A 17196-nucleotide genomic window follows, 5' to 3' on the forward strand; every position below is an offset into this window, starting at 1 on the left:
GCCACGCGCGCCGCTGGAGACAGAATGGGGCGCGCGACTCTGATCGGCTTTTCGGCCGTCGCCATGTGGGCACTGCTGGCGTTGCTTACGGACGCATCCGGCAAGGTGCCGCCGTTCCTCTTGTCGGCGATCACCTTCTCGATCGGCACCGGGGTCGGGCTTGTCGCGCGCCTTTTCATGCCGGCCGCGGATAAAAGCCAGAAGATACCGCGCCAGGTCTGGGTGATCGGCATTGCCGGCCTCTTCGGCTACCACTTCTTCTACTTCACAGCGCTGCGCAACGCGCCGGCGGTGGAGGCCAGCCTGATCGCCTATCTGTGGCCGCTGCTGATCGTGCTCGGCTCGGCGCTGATGCCGGGCGAGCGGCTGGCCTGGAACCATATCGTGGGCGCGCTGCTCGGCCTTGCCGGCACGGTGCTCATCGTCACCAAGGGCGGCGGCCTCGCCTTCGACGCGCGCTACGCCTTTGGCTACGCCATGGCTGCCGTGTGCGCCGTGCTGTGGTCGTCCTATTCGCTCCTGTCGCGGCGTTTCCCCTCGGTGCCGACCAGCATCGTCACCTGGTTCTGCGCGGCGACCGCGCTGCTGTCGCTTGCCTGCCATCTGGCGCTGGAAGAGACGGTGCTGCCCGCGAGTGCCGGGCAGTGGCTTGCCGTGCTCGGGCTCGGCCTGATGCCGGTGGGGGCGGCCTTCTATGCCTGGGATGTCGGCGTCAAGCGCGGCAACATCCAGGTGCTGGGCGCGGCAAGCTATGCCGCGCCGCTCCTGTCGACCCTGGTGTTGATCGCGGCTGGCGTCGCCGAGCCGTCGCTGCGCATTGTCGCGGCCTGCGTGCTCATCACCGGCGGGGCCGCACTTGCGGCAAAGTCGCTGCTCCTGCGCAAGCCCGCAGAAGGCGGAGCCCGGGCGTGACGATGCCGTTTCCAGGCGGCATCGACGCCAACGCCAATGCGACGCTGATCTTTTCGCTGGTGGCGGCGGTTGTCTACGCCTTCACATCAGGCATGGCGCCGACGCTCGCCCGTTCGGCGGCAAAAACGCTCGCGGTGGCCATGCTTGCCGTGCTGGCGGCGATGCAGGGCGGGCCGCTGCTACTGGTCGCCGCTCTTGCGCTGAGCGCTATCGGCGACGCCTTCCTGTCGCGCGATGGCGAAAAGATGTTTCTGGGCGGGCTGGGCAGCTTTGTCGCCGCGCATATCGTCTACGTCGTGCTGTTCCTGCGCAGCGGCGGGGGGCTGGGAGTGCTGGGGGCCGAACCTTGGCGCGCGGCAATCGCACTGGCGATGGCAGCGTTTGTTATCCTCATGCTGGCGGCGCTGCGGCGCCGCGTCGGCCCGGCCCTGCAGGCCCCGATCGCGGGCTATGTCGCGGCCATCCTCGCCATGGGCATTTCGGCGCTGACGACGAGCAGTGCCGCTGTTATCGGCGGCGCCGTGCTGTTCATGGCGTCCGACGCGCTGCTGGCCACGGAACGCTTCCTGGCGGCCGCCATTTCGCCACATCGCGCCTGGATGCGTTTGGCGGTCTGGGTGCTTTACTACGCCGCGCAACTCGTGATCACGCTTGGTTTCCTGCTGCGCTAAGGATTTCCTGCTGCGTCAGGCTGTTTTGGCCGCCAACCAGGCTCCGCCAGTTCAAACGCCGCAAAGTCGAAGCCCGGCGCCACGGTGCAGCCGACCAAGGTCCACTCGCCCAGGCTGCGCGCCGATTGCCACCAGCCCGCCGGCACGACGATTTGCGGCCGCTCGCCGGCCGCAAGCTCGATGCCGAGCACCTGCTCGATCACCCGGTTAGCCTTTGGGCCGCCTTCTTCCCATATCGACAGCGCCAGCGGCGCGCCGGCGTAGAAGTGCCAGGCCTCGGCTGCATCCCTGACGCGATGCCAGGCGGAAACCTGGCCCTGCTCCAGCAGAAAATAGATCGCCGTCGAGTGGCCTCGAGCTTCGCCGCCACCGTCGCGAAAGGTTTCCGTGTACCAACCGCCTTCCGGATGCGGCTTCATGCCAAGAATGGCGATGATTGCTGCGGAACTCGTCATGGTTTCGACCAGTGTCGCTTGGCCTAGAAATTATCCTTGCGCTTGCGGATCTCGGCAAAAACCTCGACGTCCGACGCCTTCTCCATGCCGAGATGCCTGCGGATTGCCGGATCGTGCCAGCGCAGGAAAGGGTTGGTCGACAATTCCTCGCCGATCGTGGTCGGCAGCGTCGGCTTGTTATCGGCGCGCAGCGCTTCAATTTTTGCCGCGCGTTCCTTCAATGCCGAATTGGTCGGGTCGACGCTCAGCGCGAAACGGGCGTTGGCGAGCGTGTATTCGTGCCCGCAATAGATCACGGTCGCGGCAGGCAGTGCCGCGAGCTTCTTCAGGGATCCATACATCACCGGCGGCTTGCATTCGAACAGCCGCCCGCAGCCGAGCGCGAACAGCGTGTCGGCGGTGAACGCCACTTTCGATGCCGGCAGGTGATAGGAGACGTGGCCGGCGGTGTGACCAGGGGTGGCGATCACTTCGATGCGCTCCTCGCCGAGATGCAGGACCGAACCGTCCTCGACAGTGTCGTCAATGCCGGGAATCTTGGCCTTTTCCGCTTCCGGGCCGACGATGCGCAGCTTGAACCGCTGCTTCAGCGCCAGATTGGCCTCGACATGGTCGGCATGATGATGCGTGGTCAGGATCATCGTCGGCGTCCAGCCGGTGCGCTTGACCGCAGCCAGGATCGCCGCCTCTTCCGGCGCATCGATGAGCGCGGTCTGACCGCTTTTGGGGTCATGCACCAGAACGCCGAAATTGTCGCTGCGGCACATGAACTGTTCGATTTCGACCGCCATCGCATCTCTCCATCTTTCGCCGCAGACATAGGACGCCGACGCGCAGATGTCATCCCGGAGATGACTAATGTCAGGATGTCATTCGACATCCGGGATCTTGGGACGTCGCGGCCTTTTGTTGAAACCCGCCGATATCGCGGCTACATCCCTGACATGCATTCCGACATCGTCGATCTCCGTTCCTTCTATTCGACAGCGCTTGGTCGCTTTGCCGAACATTCGATCACCATGGCCCTGTCATCGATATGGGCCACAGTGCCCAATGAGCGGCTGGTCGGGCTCGGCTACACCCTGCCGTGGCTGGAACGGTTCGGCAGCGACGCCGAGCGGGTGTTCGCCTTCATGCCGGCGACGCAGGGCGCCGTGGTCTGGCCGGCGGCGGGACCGACGGCGACGGCTCTGGTTTTCGACGAGGAACTGCCGCTGGTCGATTCCTGCATCGACCGCATGCTGCTCGTGCATTCGCTCGAACATGTAGAAAACCCGCGCGAAACGCTGAACGAGATCTGGCGCGTGCTGTCGCCGGCCGGCCGGGTGGTCATCGTCGTGCCCAACCGGCGCGGCGTCTGGGCGCGGTTCGAACACACGCCGTTCGGCAATGGCAGGCCCTTCTCGCGCGGTCAGCTCACCGAGTTGCTGCGCGAGGCGAATTTCACGCCCGCCGCCTGGTCCGACGCCCTGTTCTTTCCGCCATCGCGGCGGCGTTTCATGATGCGCTTCCACAATATGCTGGAGCGCGCCGGCCGGCGGCTGTGGCCGATCTTCTCCGGCGTCATCGTGGTCGAGGCGCAGAAGCGGCTCTATCAGGGCGTGCCGGCCGCCCAGCGCGCTTCGCGACGGGTTTTCGTGCCGGTGCTTTCGCCGCATGCAGCAACGCGGCTCGGCCGGCGGATAGAGACCGGGCCGCGACATCGCCGTGTCCGCGAATGACACCTTCGTGATCATGCCAGAAACTTGCGCCGAACGGCATTTCGCGACCTATCTGTCGCTGACGGGCTCGCAGCCTGGCTGAGTGACGGATGGCGTCACTACACTTCATCCGGTTTTCAGCGCCGCTTTTGAACGCAAGGACTTCAGCTCATGGGGGATTATCCGGACAATGATGCCTCTGCCCGGCCTATCGCTGCGGTCGAAGCCTCGAGCCTGCGTGACCAGGTGGCGACGATCAAGCTGGCGCTTGCCGGATCGCCGGTCCGCAAAGGACTACGCTGGGCTTCCATCGGGATGGTTGCCGTCATTGTCGCGACCTCGATCGGCCAGGTTCTGCTCAACCGCTGGAACCAGCCTTTCTATGATGCGCTTGCACGCCGCGACATGCAGGCCTTCCTGCACCAGCTCGCCATTTTTGCCGCCATTGCCGGTGGGCTTCTTGTGCTCAATGTCGGCCAGACCTGGCTCAATCAGACGATCCGGCTGAAGCTGCGCGAGGCGCTGACGCTCGATCTGATCGATGGATGGATGCGGCCCGCGCGCGCCTTTCGCCTGGCGCATGCGGGTGCCATCGGGGTCAATCCCGACCAGCGCATGCAGCAGGATGCGGGCCATCTTTCCGACCTGTCGACGGATCTTGGCGTCGGCCTGCTGCAATCCTTAATCCTGCTCGCCTCCTTCGTCGGCGTGTTGTGGGAACTGTCCTCGGGCTTCGTCTTCCACATCGGCGGGACGTCGCTCGCCATACCGGGCTACATGGTCTGGGCGGCCATACTCTATGCCGGAACGGCTTCCTGGCTGAGCTGGCTGGTCGGACGGCCCCTGATCCACCTCAACAGCGACCGCTACACACGCGAGGCGGAGCTGCGTTCCTCGATGGTGCGCGTCAACGAGAACATCGATGCCATCGCGCTCGCCCGAAGCGAGCCCGACGCCAGGCGGCGGCTGGAAATCGATCTCAGCACCGTGCTCGGGGCCATGCGGCGCATATACAGCGCCCAAATCAATCTCGCCTGGGTGACGGACACCTATGGCTGGATCACCGTGGTGGCTCCCATACTGGTCGCTTCGCCGGTCTATTTCGCGGGCGATATCAGCTTCGGCGGGTTGATGATGGCGGTCGGCGCTTTCAACCAGGTCCATTCCTCATTGCGCTGGTTCATCAACAATATCGGCAGCATCGCCGATTGGCGCGCGACGCTGATGCGCGTCGCCGATTTCCGTATTGCACTGGATGAGACCGATGTGCTGCACGACCAGGAAAGGCGCATCGAATTCGGCGAGAATGCAAACGGCAAGCTGACCTTCGAGAAACTCGAAGTGGCCTCGCCGGAGGGCTGCACGAGGCTCGCCGACCAGCATGTCGAGATCCACGCTGGCGAACGCGTCATGCTCACTGGGGAGCCGGGGGCGGGCAAGACGCTGTTCTTTCGCGCCATTGCCGGCCTGTGGCCGTGGGGAAGCGGGCGCATCGGCATGCCGGCGGGAGAGACGCCCATCTTCGTGCCGCGCACGCCTTACTTCCCAACCGCCACGCTGCGCGAAGTGCTCGACTGCGTGGACGGGGTTGCGCCGGCAAGCGATACCGATATCTCAGCCGTGCTGGCCGAGATCGGCTTGGAACACCTGTCGTCGTCGCTCGGCCGCAGCGCGCGCTGGGAGCATGAACTGGCCGACGAAGAACTGCGCCTGCTGGCCTTTGCCCGCCTCGTGCTGCGGCAACCAAAATGGGTGATCATCGATGAGGCTCTCGATGCCTTCGACGGACCGACACTGCGGCGGGTGCTGTCGATGCTGGAGAAGCGGCTGGCCGGGGCGACGATCCTCAATATAGGGCGCGGCCAGCACGACAATCAGTTCTTCCCGCGCGCCCTGACCATCGTGAAGGCGTCCGGCGTGCCGGCCCTGAAGCCCGCGCGCATAAGGGCGGGCGCGATCGAGCCGCCGCCGGCCGCTCCTCGCCGCAAGAAATAGCACCTCTCGGGGCTGGCCCGCGCCACGCCATGAGGCAGCTTTATTTCGCCGTGATCGCGAGGGAAGATCGCAGCGGAAACATCGCTTGAGCCGGCCATGCTTGATGCTCTCAGCCTGCTTGCCTGCCTGGCCTGCACCGAGGCCACCGCGACTGCCGCTGCACCGGATGGCTTGGCCGTTGACGTCGAACTGGTGCTGGCGGTCGATATCTCATTGTCGATGGACGAGAAGGAGTTCGCCCTGCAGCGCGCCGGCTATGTGCAGGCGCTGCGTCACCCCGACTTCATCAAGGCGGTCCGCGCCGGGGCCACGGGCCGCATCGCGCTCACCTATTTCGAATGGGCCGGCACGGTCCGTGACGACGCGCTCATCGGCTGGCAGGTCGTCGACGGCGCCGAGAGTGCCAACGCTTTTGCCGACAAGATAGCGGCCCGCCCGTTCCGCAGCTTCCACGGCACGTCGATCTCCGGCGCGCTCGCCTTCGGCGCGGGGCTTTTCGACCGCACTACTTTCGAAAGCGAACGCAGCGTCATCGATATTTCCGGTGACGGACCAAACAATATCGGGGCGCCCGTCACCGCCACGCGGGATGCGGCAAACGCCAAAGGCATCGTCATCAACGGCCTGCCGATCCTGATCAATCCGTCGCCCACCTTCAGCCACCTCGACCGGTATTACGCCCAGTGCGTAACCGGCGGGCCGGGCTCCTTCGTGCTGCCGATTTATGCAGCCGCCGAATTTTCCACCGCCATCCGCCGCAAGCTGATTCTCGAGGTCAGCGGCGTCCAGAACGAGACCAGGATCATTCCCGCCGAAGCCGAGGCTCCGATGGACTGCCTGCAAGGCGAACGCGACAGACGGTTCTTGTTGGATCCGTATTTCCCGGAGCTCGATCGCTGAGCCTTCGCCGGTCTATGCGGGCCGGGTTCCAACCTGCTGATGACCTTCGTCGGATCAACCCGCAGCTCGACTTCGCCCGAAAAGGGGGTGTCATAGCCGCCTCCGGGATGGGCCTTATCGCTTCAACAAGAACACCGCTTGCTGGCCGAAGAAATTCCAGAACCACCATGGCATCGACAGGCCGATCTTCTGGCCGTTGGCGTCGAGCGCGGTTGCCCTTTCCACGGTCGCGCCAAGCTCCTCGCACAGATTGACGAAGTCGCGGATGGTGCAGAAGTGGATGTTCGGCGTGTCGTACCAGGAATAGGGCAGGTCTTTGGTGACCGGCATGCGGCCCTTGACGAACAGCGACAGGCGCACCCGCCAGTGGCCGAAATTGGGGAAGGACACGATGGCGTGTTCGCCGATCCTGAGCAATTCGTCGAGAACGAGCTTCGGGTTGCGGGTCGCCTGCAAGGTCTGCGACAGGACGACGAAATCAAAACCTTTGTCGGGATAGAATTCAAGATCCTTGTCGGCGTCGCCCTGGACGACGGAAAGGCCGCGCGCGACGCATTCGTTGACGCCGCGCTGCGACAGTTCCAGTCCACGGCCGTCGATCTGCTTGGTCTCCTGCAAAAGCTCGAGCAGCGAGCCGTCGCCGGAGCCGACGTCCAGCACCCGCGATTGCGGCGGGATCAGACCGGCGATCACCTCGAGATCGACGCGTTGGGCGCGATTGACGCTCATGGCTTGCCCCTTGTCGTGGCGCGTGACCCTTGACGGACAAGTCTGCAATTTTGCGGGGTCATGCGCCGAGCCCTCTCGCTCGCGCGGCCGAGCCGATGAAGCCGTTGATGGCGGCGAACAGTTCTGGCTCGTCGAGCAGGAAGGCGTCGTGCCCGCGATCGGTCTCGATCTCGACGAAGGACACCGACGCGCCGGCGGCATTCAGCGCATGGACGATCGAGCGGCTCTCCTCGGTCGGAAACAGCCAATCCGAGGTGAACGACACCAGGCAGAAGCGTGTCTTGGTGCCGGCAAAAGCATCGGCCAGCCTGCCGCCATGGTCTGCGGCGAGGTCGAAATAATCCATGGACCGCGTCATGTAGAGATAGGAATTGGCGTCGAAACGGTCGACGAAAGTCATGCCCTGGTGACGCAGATAGCTCTCGATCTGGAAGTCGGCGTCGAAGCCGAAGGTCAGCGCTTCGCGGTCCTGCAAGTTGCGGCCGAACTTCCGGTGCAGGGCTGCTTCGGACAGGTAGGTGATGTGGGCGGCCATGCGCGCCACGGCGAGCCCCTTTTCCGGGCGTTTGCCGTGGTCGAAATATTTGCCGCCATGCCATTCAGGGTCGGCCATCACGGCCTGCCGGCCGACCTCGTGGAAAGCGATGTTCTGCGAGGAATGCCGCGCGCCGGTGGCGATCGGCAGCGCCGAGAAAACACGCTCCGGATAGCTCGACGCCCATTGCAGCACCTGCATGCCGCCCATCGACCCGCCGAGCACGCAAAACAGTTTTTCGATGCCGAAATGGTCGATCAGCATCTGCTGGGCACGCACCATGTCGCGGATGGTGATGACCGGAAGGTCCAGCCCATAGGGCTTGCCGGTAGCGGGATTGGTGGAGGCCGGACCGGTGGAACCGAGGCAGCCGCCGATGACGTTTGAGCAGATGACGAAGAAACGGCTGGTGTCGATGATCTTGCCGGGGCCGATCAGCACTTCCCACCAACCCGGCTTGCCGGTCACTGGATTGGTGCTGGCCACATGCTGGTCGCCGGTCAATGCGTGGCAAACGAGAATGGCGTTGGAACGGGCTTCGTTCAGCGTGCCATAGGTCTGGTAGGCGATCTGGAACGGCGACAGCAGGGTGCCGGCGTCGAGCTTGAGCGGCTTGTCGGCGCCGAAGCGCACGACCGGGCTCGACGGCTGGTCTGCCTCGTTGTTGGTTCTGCCAGCGCGCTGAGCGGCCATCGCATCCTCTTACATCGCACGACGTGTCTGGCGGAAACCGAATACGGGCCGACACGGGTGTCCGGCCGGCCGCGGACAATAAAAAACCGGCAATGCCTTCGCAAAGCCGGTTACGTCACGCAAACGGCCCTTTAGCGAATTGTTTAACGTGGCTGCAAGCCGACCGGCCAAATCACCACGGAACTGTTGCTGCCCTTCTAGAACTCGCCTGCCTTGCCGTCAATGCCGCTTGCTGGCACCACTGCCGCCTCTCGACATTGCCGGCCATGGCTTGTATTTCCGCTGCGGCTTCCAGACGGGAGCGTTCTCGACGGATTTTGCAAAATGAACCAGAAACCGGATCAGGCACGTCCTCAGCCGCGCGCGGGTATCATGGACATCCAGGCCTATGTGCCGGGCAAGAGCTCGGCCCCTGCCGGGGTGGACAAGGTCCACAAGCTGTCGTCGAACGAGAACCCGCTCGGCCCCTCGCCAAAGGCAATCGAGGCCGCGCGCGAGGTCGCCGCCAAGCTCGACGTCTATCCCGACGGCACCGCCCGGCGCCTGCGCGAAGCAATCGCCGAGGTGCATTGTCTGAACGCACAGAACATCATCTGTTCCAACGGCTCCGACGAGATCCTCGGCCTGCTGGCGCAGACTTATCTCGCGCCCGGCGACGAGGCCATATTCACCGAACACGCCTTCATGGTCTACAAGATCTACATCCAGTCGGCGGGTGCCACGCCTGTCGCGGTCAAGGAGACCCAGGAGCGCGCCGACATCGATGCGATCCTGGCGGCCGTCACGCCACGTACGAAGATCGTGTTCCTCGCCAATCCCAACAATCCGACCGGCACTTACGTGCCGTTCCAGGAGGTGCGCCGCCTGCATGCCGGCCTGCCGAAGAACGTGCTTCTGGTGCTCGATGCCGCCTATGCAGAATATGTCAGGCGCAACGACTATGAGGCCGGCATCGAGCTCGCGGGCAGCTCTCAGAACGTGGTCATGACCCGCACCTTCTCCAAGATCGGACTTGGCGGGGCGCGGATCGGATGGATGTATGGGCCGATGCACATCGTCGACGCGATCAACCGCATACGCGGCCCTTTCAATGTCAATGCGACGGCGATCGAGGCCGGCATCGCTGCCGTCCGCGACCGCGCCCATGTCGAGCGCAGCGTCGCGCATAACGAGACCTGGCTGGCCTGGCTGAGCGAGCAGATGACTGGGCTCGGGTTGCGGGTGACGCCGAGCGTCGGCAATTTCCTCCTCATTCATTTTCCCGACGACGGCAAGCATTCGGCCGCGGCGGCGGACGACTATCTCACCCAGCGCGGCTACATACTGCGGCGTGTTTCGGGCTATGGCTTTCCCAACGCATTGCGCATGACGGTCGGCACCGAAGAGGCCAATCGCGGCGTGGTCGCGGCACTCACGACATTCCTGAAAAGCTAGAACGCCATGACATCACCGATGTTCGAAAAGATCGCGCTGGTCGGCATCGGCCTGATCGGCTCGTCGCTGGCCCGTATCATCCGCCGCGAGGGCCTGGCCGGCCATCTCGCCATCTCGACGCGCAGCGCTGCAACGCTGGCGCGGGCGCAAGAGCTTGGCCTGGGCTCCTCCTACACCATAGATGCCAAGGAAGCGGTCCGCGATGCCGACCTGGTCATCGTCTCGGTGCCGGTCGGCTCGTCCGGCACGGTGGCGCAAGAGATCGCGCCGGCGCTGAAGAAGGGCGCCATCGTCACCGATGTCGGCTCGACCAAGGCTTCCGTGATTGCACAGATGCAGCCGCATATACCCGATGGAGTGCATTTCATTCCCGGCCATCCGCTGGCCGGCACGGAGAAATCTGGGCCCGATGCCGGTTTCGCCGATCTGTTCGACAACCGCTGGTGCATTTTCACCCCGCTGCCGGACACGGATCCGGACGCGCTGGAAAGGCTTTCCGAATTCTGGCGCCGTTGCGGCGCCAACATCGACACGATGGATCCGCAGCATCACGACATGACGCTGGCCATCGTCTCGCATTTGCCGCACATCATCGCCTACAACATCGTCGGCACCGCCGATGACCTGGAATCGGTGACCAAGACGGAAGTCATCAAATATTCCGCTTCCGGTTTCCGCGACTTCACGCGTCTCGCCGCCTCCGATCCGACCATGTGGCGGGACGTGTGCCTGCACAACAAGGATGCGATTCTGGAAATGCTGGCGCGGTTCTCGGAGGATCTGGCTTTCCTGCAGCGGGCGATCCGCTGGGGCGACGGCGACAAGCTGTTCGACCTGTTCACCCGCACCCGCGCCGTGCGCCGCTCGATCATCGAGGCCGGCCAGGACATCGACGTGCCGGATTTCGGCCGCCAGGCGGTCGAACATCCGGCGAAAAACTAGGCTCCTTCAGGCCAGGTCGCCGCCATCATCGCCAGTGTCTCGGCGCGATCGGGCGCGCCCAGCCTACCACCGAAGCGCTGACATTTGAGCGCCGCGGCCGCGCTGGCAAAGCGCAGCGCCTTTTCGATCGGCATGGCTTGCGCCAGCCCGGCCGCGAAGGCGCCATGAAAGACGTCGCCGGCTGCCAGAGTATCCACCACCTCGACCTTTGGCGCAGCGACGTGGCGTACGCGACCGGCGTGCCTGTCGTGCCACCACGTTCCAGCGCCGCCGGCGGTTACCGCGACGAAAGCGTCGGTGCGCGACGCGAGGTCGGCGCATGCGGCCTGCGGGTCCAGCGCCTGGCCGCAGACGATGCGCGCCGCCGGTTCGGAGGCGACGATGTGCGAGGCGAGCGGCAACAGTCCCTCCAGCACTGCCAATGGCGCGGTGTCGGCATCGAGGATCGCGGGTCGGCCGGCAGCGCGAGCGGCCGTGAGGGCAAGCGCTGAGGCACCCGGCCAGCGCACATCGGCCAGCACGGCATCGAAGGCGGCGAGATCGGCGACCGGCAAGCCGTCGGGATCGGCCTGGGCACGCTGATCGTAGAAAGGCACGATGATGCGCTCGCCGTGGCCGTCGACGAGGATCGCGGCCAGCGCCGAGCGCGCTCCGGCGACGCGACGGACGAGGCTGCAATCGACGCCCTCCGCCTCGATGCCCGATATCAGCTGGTCGCCGGCCTGATCATCGCCGGCGCTCGCCCAAAGCCACACTTCGGCGCCCAGCCGGCGTGCGGCGCAGGCGGCACTCGTGGCCATGCCGGAAGCGATCTGGACGCCATCGGCGGCCATGAACTTGCCCTGATGGACGGGAAGCGTTTCGACGCGAAGAATGGTGTCGAGCGTCAGCGCGCCGACGCTCAGGAGTTTTGCCGGTCTGTCCATTGGGGATGCTTAGTCGACCGGCTTGATCTTGCCCAGCGGGATAAAGCCGAGCGAGGCCTTGCCCTTGACCACCTTGAGCGGCATCGACGGTTCGTTGCCGAGCAGCGCCAGGGCGGCAAAGCCTTGTTCGATCTGGTTCTTCTGTTCGGGTATGGCGGCGCCGAGAATGGCGGCCACGGCTTTCGGGTCTTTCAGTCTGATCATCAGATCGGCGTCGACCAGGCCCTCGGCGTCGACCGACAGCGGCCCGGAAACGGCGACGTGCGCCGTGCCCGACGACAAATCGAGCCTGCGGATCTCGACGGCCTGGCCGCGCAGGCTTTTCAGTTGCGTTCCGATCAGTGCCAGGCCGTTCTTCAGCGTAGCCTCGCCACTGGCGTCGAGCGGCGGCAGGACGCGGCCCCCAATCGCATCGGGGTCGATCTCCAGATCGCCGAAGCTGCCGGTATAGTCGATATCCCTGCCGTTCGGCTGCAGCTGGCCCGCCGCCTTGCCGGCGCTGAACAGTTGCACCGGATCGGTGTCGTCGGCCGGATCGGTCTGGCCGGACAGGCCCTCGGCCGTGAGCGAAATGCGTCGCGGCAGCGGCCATGAGAGTTTGACGTTGGCCTTAAGATCATCCCAGTCGATCCACAGCGGCACCATGCCCGGAACCGAGGTCCTGAGCGGACCGCGCAGGTCCGCGACCGGCGACAGCGGCTGGATGATCTGGGCGACGGCGTTGAAGGAGCCGGCAGAGGCGGCAACGTTCTTGGCGTCGTCCTCATAGGCAAGATTGTCGCAGGAGACGGCGAAGCTCAGGGGGTAACCGCTGACCTGGAGATTGGCGCAGCCGGCCTCGATGCCGTTCTTGTTGAGCGTGGCGACCGCCTTGTCGGCTTCGCTCCGGACCCTGTCGGCGAGATAGAACCAGCCGCCGCTGTAGATGGCGAACAGCGCGATGACACACGCTGCAAGCCAGAACAGGCGGCGGCGATGCTTCGGCTGGCGTTCGTCAGTGGACGTCATGCTGCGGTTCTCGTTCACGCATGGGGGCTGTGGGCGGGCTGTCGATTCTGGCAACGACAACAGGTAGACAGAGATGGACGGAAAAAACACCGATTCCGGTGTGGTGTTGCCATTCTTACGCAATCAGGCACGGCGATATGGGCGATTTTTGGGTGTTTGGCTATGGTTCGTTGATATGGCGGCCGGGGTTCGCGCATGTCGAGACAAGGCGGGCGCGCCTGCATGGCTATCGTCGCGCGCTGTGCGTCTATTCCTTCGTGCATCGCGGCACGCGGGAACGTCCGGGCCTGGTGCTCGGCCTTGACCGCGGGGGCTCCTGCGTCGGGCTGGCTTTCCGGGTGCCGGGCGAGTTGCGGGACGAGGTCATCGCCTATCTGCGTGAGCGCGAGCTGGTCACCAATGTCTATCTTGAGCGCATGCTCAATGTCCGCCTTGACGGCGGCGGCACGGTCGAAGCCGTGGCCTATATCGTCGACCGCGGCCATGAGCAGTATGCTGGTGCGCTCGATGCCGCCCACGCCGCTGATGTGGTGCGCGGCGCTGTCGGCCAGTCCGGCAACAATGAGGACTATGTGTCGAGCACGCTGGACCATCTCCGGGCGCTCGGCATTCGCGACCACTGGCTGGAAGACGTGGCGAGGCGGATCGCGCCTTTGTGAAGCGCTGGCTCTGCGGAAAAGCCCGGCGAGGCCTTTGACCTCGATGCGGCAAGACCTAGCTTAGGCCTCGAACCCGCAATGGGCGGCAGCCGCCCAATCCCACCCACGGAGATCAGCCTTGCAGAAACGCCGTCTCGGTCGCACCGACCTTTCCATCGCGCCCCTGGTTCTGGGCGGCAATGTCTTCGGCTGGACCGCCGACGAGAAGACGTCCTTCGACCTGCTCGACCGCTTCGTCGGCGCTGGCCTGAACGCGGTCGACACAGCGGACGCCTATTCGCGCTGGGTGCCCGGCCACCAGGGCGGCGAATCGGAAACCATCATCGGCAAATGGATGAAGGACCGGGGCAACCGCGATAAGGTCGTGGTGATCACCAAAGTCGGCTCGGACATGGGACAGGGCCACAAGGACCTCTCCGCCGCTTACATCGAAAAGGCCGTCGATGCTTCGCTGAAGCGGCTGCAGACCGAGTTCATCGATCTTTATCTGTCGCACTGGCCGGATCCGACCACGCCCTATGAGGAAACCCTCGGCGCCTATGAAAAGCTGCTCGCCAAGGGCAAGATCCGTTATGCCGGCTGCTCGAATCTCGACGCCGGTCAGTTGCGCGCCGCGCTCGACGTGGCAAGCCTGCGCAGCCTGCCCCGCTATGAAGTGCTGCAGCCGGAATACAATCTCTACGACCGCTCGTCGTTCGATGGCCCGCTGCGCGATCTCTGCATGGCCGAGGATATCGGCGTCATCACCTATTTCAGCCTGGCCAAGGGTTTCTTGAGCGGCAAATACCGCAGCGAGGCCGATCTCGGTCAAAGTCCGCGCGGCGGCGACGTGAAGGACTACCTCGATGCGCGCGGCATGCGCATCCTCGCGGCACTCGATGCGGTGTCCGCCAGGCATTCGGCCAAACAGGCGGAAGTGGCGCTTGCCTGGGTCATTGCCCGGCCGGGCGTCACCGCGCCGATCGCCAGCGCCACCAAGCCTGAACAGATGGACAGCCTGATCAGGGCGGCGTCGCTGGAGCTCAGCGCCGACGACATGGCCGAGCTCGACAAGGCGAGCGGCTGAGCCGCCAACAGCGCGCACGATCGTCCAAGACGGTCGCCCCGGCCTTGCCATACCGTCATTGACGCTTGGCAAGACAGGAGGCGTGGATGGCAGGCCCGCTTTTTTCGCAGCCGGATCTGTGGCGTCAGCTCGTTGCGCTGATGCTTGCCGCCACGGTCGTCATGGGCAGCCCGGGGCCGGCGACGATAAGCGTCACCGCCGTCGGCGCGGCATTCGGCCTGCGCCATTCCCTGAGCTACGCCTTGGGGGTGATCCTGGGCACGATCGCCGTGCTTCTGGTCGTGGCAAGCGGAGTGAGCGCGATGCTTGCCGCGATGCCGCGGCTCGCTCCGCTGCTGGTCGCGGCGTCGGCTGCCTATATCCTCTATCTCGCGTTCAAGATCGCGACCGCGCCGCCCCTGGCGGCGCGTGCCGGCGAGGCCGCACGACCGACATTCGCCGGCGGCTTCCTGCTGGCGGTGGCCAACCCCAAGGCTTATGTGGCAATCGCCGCGGTGTTCGCCGGCGCGTCCGCGGATAGGGGCGCCGGCGCCATAGGCACCGGGCCGAAGCTCGCCGCTCTCGCATTCATGATCGTCGCCATCCATGCCGTGTGGCTGCTTGCGGGGGCGGCTTTCGCGCGCTTCCTTCGCAGGCCGGTGGCCTCGCGCATCATCAATCTGGTCTTTGCCGCGACGCTGGTGCTGACGACCGCACTGGCTGTGTTCGCCTGAACGTTGCGCGAGCCGCCATCGGCGCGCCGAAGGCCGCACTTCAGGCTTTGGCGCCGAGTTCCCGCAGCCGCTTGACCGCCGTCGGCGGCAAAGCAGGCGGATTGGGTGCACGGGATGCGTCGATGAGGAATTGGTCGCAGGCGGTTTCGGTTTCGCCGATCAGCCGCCGCATGAATTCCTCCTTGTCCAGGCCCGGCGGGATCGGCGGCAGGAAGCGCGCCTTGATGGTGCCGGGATAGCGCAGGAACTTGCGGCGCGGCCAATAGAGGCCGGCAACATGGGCGACCGGCACCACGGGAATGCCGAGCTGCGCATAGATTTCGACGATGCCGTATTTGTAGGCGGGTTCGTCGCCGGGCGCGCGGCGGGTGCCTTCGGGATAGATGATGAGCTGCCGCGGGTTGCGCGCGATTTCTTCCTTTGTCGCCGCAACCACCGCCTTCAGCGCCTTTGAGCGGCTGCCGCGGTCGACCGGGATCATGCGCATTTTCAGGATGTACCAGCCAAAGAACGGAATCCAGGTCAGCTCGCGCTTCAGGATGTAGAGCGGATCCTGCAGATAGGGGAAGAAGGCGATCGCGTCCCAGAAGGACTGGTGCTTGGGCGCCAGGATGAAAGAGCCTTCGGGCAGATTTTCCAGCCCGGTGATGTCGCTCTTCGTCCCGGCGATCTTGTCGTAGAGCCACATCGAGGTGCGCGACCAGAACTTCGGCACGAACCAGGCGCGATGGCGCGGCGACAGGAAATAATAGGGAGTCCAGAGGATCATCTGGACGATCAGATTGACGTAGAAGACGAAATTGAACGCCAGCGATCGGACTTGGAGCATTGGGGGAGGCCCGGTAAAGAGGTGTGCGTTGGTTACACCAAGCGGGCGCAAAAAGGAAATGGCCGAAGATGCCCCGAAATGGCGCCGAAAAGCGTTTCGGCCTCGCCCGAAGGCCCAGCCGCGCTAGATCAGCCGCGCCAGTCTTTCTTTCAGGCGCGGGGCGGCGAAGTCGAGAAATGCGCGCAGCTTGACCGGCAGCAGGCCGTGGCCTGCGTGCACCAGGCTTACCGGCCAGGGTTCCGGTTCGAACTCCCGCAGCAGCACGCGCAGCGCGCCTGACCGCACCGCCGCGTCGATCTGGTAGGACAGCACCCTCGTCAGCCCGACGCCGGCGAGTGCGGCATCGATCGCCGCTTCGGCGGTGTTGACCTGAAGCCGCGAGCGGACCCGAACCGGCATCTCGGTCTTCCCTGCGGTAAAGCTCCATGTCGAGAGCGCGCCCGGCCCTTCGAAGGTAATGCAGCTGTGGGCCTCGAGGTCCGCAAGCGCCGTCGGGGCGCCGCGTTCGGCCAGATAGCCGGGGCTCGCGCAAACGACATGGCGGATCGTACCGATGCGCATGGCGACAAAACTGGAGTCGGAAAGCCGGCCGATGCGGATGGCGAGGTCGAAATGGTCCTCGACCAACCGGGTTATGCGGTCGGCCAGCGTCAGGCGGATGTCCACGTCGGGATAGGCGGCGAGGAAGCCGGTCACCACCGGCAGCACGTGCAGGCGGCCGAAGACGACCGGCGCGGTGATGGCCAGTTCGCCCGTCGGGGCGCTGTATTCGCCGGCCGCCATGCGCTCGGCCTCGCCGACCTCGCCCAGGATGCGGCGGCAGGCGACCAGATAGGCCTGACCGGCATCGGTCAGCGTCAGCCGGCGCGTCGAGCGGTTCAGAAGGCGAGTCTTGAGATGCCGTTCCAGGTCGGAAACCTTGCGGCTGACCGTCGCCAGCGGAATGCAAAAACGGCGCGCGGCGGCAGACAGGCTGCCGGCCTCCGCCGCGGCGACAAAAAGCGACATGGCTTCGAGCCGGTCCATGGT

At 65.0% G+C, this 17196-nt stretch carries 18 protein-coding genes and 1 riboswitch; of the genes, 10 read left to right on the plus strand and 8 right to left on the minus strand.

Going from position 1 to position 17196, the window contains the following annotated elements:
• The first annotated feature begins 24 nt into the window (after positions 1 to 24).
• Positions 25 to 912, plus strand: a complete 888-nt coding sequence (locus LB532_RS28970; protein WP_140640208.1) for a DMT family transporter — start codon at positions 25 to 27, stop codon at positions 910 to 912.
• On the plus strand, positions 909 to 1583 hold the full coding sequence (locus tag LB532_RS28975) for a lysoplasmalogenase family protein (RefSeq protein ID WP_140640210.1): 675 nt from the start codon (positions 909 to 911) through the stop codon (positions 1581 to 1583). The genes LB532_RS28970 and LB532_RS28975 overlap by 4 nt, the downstream gene beginning before the upstream one ends.
• On the opposite strand, the gene LB532_RS28980 is transcribed toward LB532_RS28975, so the two are convergent.
• On the minus strand, positions 1580 to 2038 hold the full coding sequence (locus LB532_RS28980; RefSeq protein WP_224557542.1) for a cupin domain-containing protein: 459 nt from the start codon (positions 2036 to 2038) through the stop codon (positions 1580 to 1582). The two genes, LB532_RS28975 and LB532_RS28980, sit on opposite strands and share 4 nt — an antisense overlap.
• 23 nt (positions 2039 to 2061) lie before the next feature.
• A complete protein-coding gene (gene gloB, locus LB532_RS28985) occupies positions 2062 to 2829 on the minus strand; it encodes a hydroxyacylglutathione hydrolase (protein ID WP_140640212.1) in 768 nt (255 codons plus the stop codon).
• Between the two features lie 153 nt (positions 2830 to 2982).
• On the opposite strand from gloB, the gene LB532_RS28990 reads away from it, so the two are divergent.
• The 3 genes from LB532_RS28990 (at position 2983) to LB532_RS29000 (ending at position 6633) form a co-directional block, all read left to right on the plus strand.
• Positions 2983 to 3759, plus strand: coding sequence for a class I SAM-dependent methyltransferase (locus LB532_RS28990; protein ID WP_140640613.1), 777 nt, complete (start codon positions 2983 to 2985; stop codon positions 3757 to 3759).
• A 150-nt stretch (positions 3760 to 3909) separates the two neighbouring features.
• Positions 3910 to 5733 carry an ABC transporter ATP-binding protein/permease gene (locus LB532_RS28995; protein WP_140640214.1) on the plus strand — a complete coding sequence of 608 codons (1824 nt, stop codon included), beginning with the start codon at positions 3910 to 3912 and terminating at the stop codon, positions 5731 to 5733.
• Positions 5734 to 5829: 96 nt separating this feature from the next.
• The gene (locus LB532_RS29000; protein WP_140640216.1) at positions 5830 to 6633 is read left to right on the plus strand and encodes a DUF1194 domain-containing protein; all 804 of its coding nucleotides are present in this window, start codon (positions 5830 to 5832) and stop codon (positions 6631 to 6633) included.
• A 114-nt stretch (positions 6634 to 6747) separates the two neighbouring features.
• Here LB532_RS29000 and metW read toward each other — a convergent pair whose 3' ends face one another.
• Positions 6748 to 7362, minus strand: a complete 615-nt coding sequence (metW, locus tag LB532_RS29005) for a methionine biosynthesis protein MetW (protein ID WP_140500775.1) — start codon at positions 7360 to 7362, stop codon at positions 6748 to 6750.
• Between the two features lie 58 nt (positions 7363 to 7420).
• Positions 7421 to 8590 carry a homoserine O-acetyltransferase MetX gene (gene metX / locus LB532_RS29010; RefSeq protein ID WP_140640218.1) on the minus strand — a complete coding sequence of 390 codons (1170 nt, stop codon included), beginning with the start codon at positions 8588 to 8590 and terminating at the stop codon, positions 7421 to 7423.
• A gap of 111 nt (positions 8591 to 8701) precedes the next feature.
• A riboswitch (SAM riboswitch) is annotated at positions 8702 to 8779 on the minus strand.
• A 135-nt stretch (positions 8780 to 8914) separates the two neighbouring features.
• On the opposite strand from metX, the gene hisC reads away from it, so the two are divergent.
• Entirely contained in the window at positions 8915 to 10024 is a 1110-nt protein-coding gene (hisC, locus tag LB532_RS29015) for a histidinol-phosphate transaminase (RefSeq protein WP_224557544.1), read from the plus strand.
• Between the two features lie 6 nt (positions 10025 to 10030).
• The gene (locus LB532_RS29020) at positions 10031 to 10966 is read left to right on the plus strand and encodes a prephenate/arogenate dehydrogenase family protein (protein ID WP_181169389.1); all 936 of its coding nucleotides are present in this window, start codon (positions 10031 to 10033) and stop codon (positions 10964 to 10966) included.
• Here the strand turns inward: LB532_RS29020 and LB532_RS29025 are convergent.
• Together LB532_RS29025 and LB532_RS29030 are read right to left on the minus strand one after the other, a co-directional pair.
• Positions 10963 to 11892 carry a sugar kinase gene (locus tag LB532_RS29025; protein WP_140640224.1) on the minus strand — a complete coding sequence of 310 codons (930 nt, stop codon included), beginning with the start codon at positions 11890 to 11892 and terminating at the stop codon, positions 10963 to 10965. The two genes, LB532_RS29020 and LB532_RS29025, sit on opposite strands and share 4 nt — an antisense overlap.
• Before the next feature lie 9 nt (positions 11893 to 11901).
• Positions 11902 to 12900, minus strand: a complete 999-nt coding sequence (locus LB532_RS29030; RefSeq protein WP_140640226.1) for a DUF2125 domain-containing protein — start codon at positions 12898 to 12900, stop codon at positions 11902 to 11904.
• Between the two features lie 137 nt (positions 12901 to 13037).
• On the opposite strand from LB532_RS29030, the gene LB532_RS29035 reads away from it, so the two are divergent.
• The 3 genes from LB532_RS29035 to LB532_RS29045 all read left to right on the plus strand — a co-directional run bounded on the left by LB532_RS29035 (position 13038) and on the right by LB532_RS29045 (position 15338).
• Positions 13038 to 13559 carry a gamma-glutamylcyclotransferase gene (locus tag LB532_RS29035; protein ID WP_224557546.1) on the plus strand — a complete coding sequence of 174 codons (522 nt, stop codon included), beginning with the start codon at positions 13038 to 13040 and terminating at the stop codon, positions 13557 to 13559.
• Between the two features lie 118 nt (positions 13560 to 13677).
• Positions 13678 to 14625 carry an aldo/keto reductase gene (locus tag LB532_RS29040; RefSeq protein WP_140640230.1) on the plus strand — a complete coding sequence of 316 codons (948 nt, stop codon included), beginning with the start codon at positions 13678 to 13680 and terminating at the stop codon, positions 14623 to 14625.
• 86 nt (positions 14626 to 14711) lie between these two features.
• Positions 14712 to 15338 carry a LysE family translocator gene (locus LB532_RS29045; RefSeq protein ID WP_140640232.1) on the plus strand — a complete coding sequence of 209 codons (627 nt, stop codon included), beginning with the start codon at positions 14712 to 14714 and terminating at the stop codon, positions 15336 to 15338.
• 40 nt (positions 15339 to 15378) lie between these two features.
• Here the strand turns inward: LB532_RS29045 and LB532_RS29050 are convergent, their stop codons facing one another.
• Together LB532_RS29050 and LB532_RS29055 are read right to left on the minus strand one after the other, a co-directional pair.
• On the minus strand, positions 15379 to 16167 hold the full coding sequence (locus LB532_RS29050) for a lysophospholipid acyltransferase family protein (RefSeq protein ID WP_140500784.1): 789 nt from the start codon (positions 16165 to 16167) through the stop codon (positions 15379 to 15381).
• 123 nt (positions 16168 to 16290) lie between these two features.
• Complete coding sequence (locus LB532_RS29055; protein ID WP_140640234.1) at positions 16291 to 17193, minus strand: LysR family transcriptional regulator; 903 nt, start codon at positions 17191 to 17193, stop codon at positions 16291 to 16293.
• Positions 17194 to 17196 lie beyond the last annotated feature (3 nt).

This window comes from Mesorhizobium sp. ESP-6-2 (assembly GCF_020164675.1).
Taxonomy (GTDB): Bacteria; Pseudomonadota; Alphaproteobacteria; order Rhizobiales; family Rhizobiaceae; genus Mesorhizobium.

Coding starts and splice junctions, on each gene's coding strand:
- LB532_RS28990 (WP_140640613.1), top strand. CDS start 2,983: ATGCATTCCGACATCGTCGATCTCCGTTCCTTCTATTCGACAGCGCTT.
- LB532_RS29000 (WP_140640216.1), top strand. CDS start 5,830: ATGCTTGATGCTCTCAGCCTGCTTGCCTGCCTGGCCTGCACCGAGGCC.
- LB532_RS29035 (WP_224557546.1), top strand. CDS start 13,038: ATGGGCGATTTTTGGGTGTTTGGCTATGGTTCGTTGATATGGCGGCCG.
- LB532_RS29045 (WP_140640232.1), top strand. CDS start 14,712: ATGGCAGGCCCGCTTTTTTCGCAGCCGGATCTGTGGCGTCAGCTCGTT.
- LB532_RS29020 (WP_181169389.1), top strand. CDS start 10,031: ATGACATCACCGATGTTCGAAAAGATCGCGCTGGTCGGCATCGGCCTG.
- metW (WP_140500775.1), bottom strand. CDS start 7,362: ATGAGCGTCAATCGCGCCCAACGCGTCGATCTCGAGGTGATCGCCGGT.
- metX (WP_140640218.1), bottom strand. CDS start 8,590: ATGGCCGCTCAGCGCGCTGGCAGAACCAACAACGAGGCAGACCAGCCG.
- LB532_RS28995 (WP_140640214.1), top strand. CDS start 3,910: ATGGGGGATTATCCGGACAATGATGCCTCTGCCCGGCCTATCGCTGCG.
- hisC (WP_224557544.1), top strand. CDS start 8,915: ATGAACCAGAAACCGGATCAGGCACGTCCTCAGCCGCGCGCGGGTATC.
- LB532_RS29055 (WP_140640234.1), bottom strand. CDS start 17,193: ATGGACCGGCTCGAAGCCATGTCGCTTTTTGTCGCCGCGGCGGAGGCC.
- LB532_RS28980 (WP_224557542.1), bottom strand. CDS start 2,038: ATGACGAGTTCCGCAGCAATCATCGCCATTCTTGGCATGAAGCCGCAT.
- gloB (WP_140640212.1), bottom strand. CDS start 2,829: ATGGCGGTCGAAATCGAACAGTTCATGTGCCGCAGCGACAATTTCGGC.
- LB532_RS29030 (WP_140640226.1), bottom strand. CDS start 12,900: ATGACGTCCACTGACGAACGCCAGCCGAAGCATCGCCGCCGCCTGTTC.
- LB532_RS29050 (WP_140500784.1), bottom strand. CDS start 16,167: ATGCTCCAAGTCCGATCGCTGGCGTTCAATTTCGTCTTCTACGTCAAT.
- LB532_RS29025 (WP_140640224.1), bottom strand. CDS start 11,892: ATGGACAGACCGGCAAAACTCCTGAGCGTCGGCGCGCTGACGCTCGAC.
- LB532_RS28970 (WP_140640208.1), top strand. CDS start 25: ATGGGGCGCGCGACTCTGATCGGCTTTTCGGCCGTCGCCATGTGGGCA.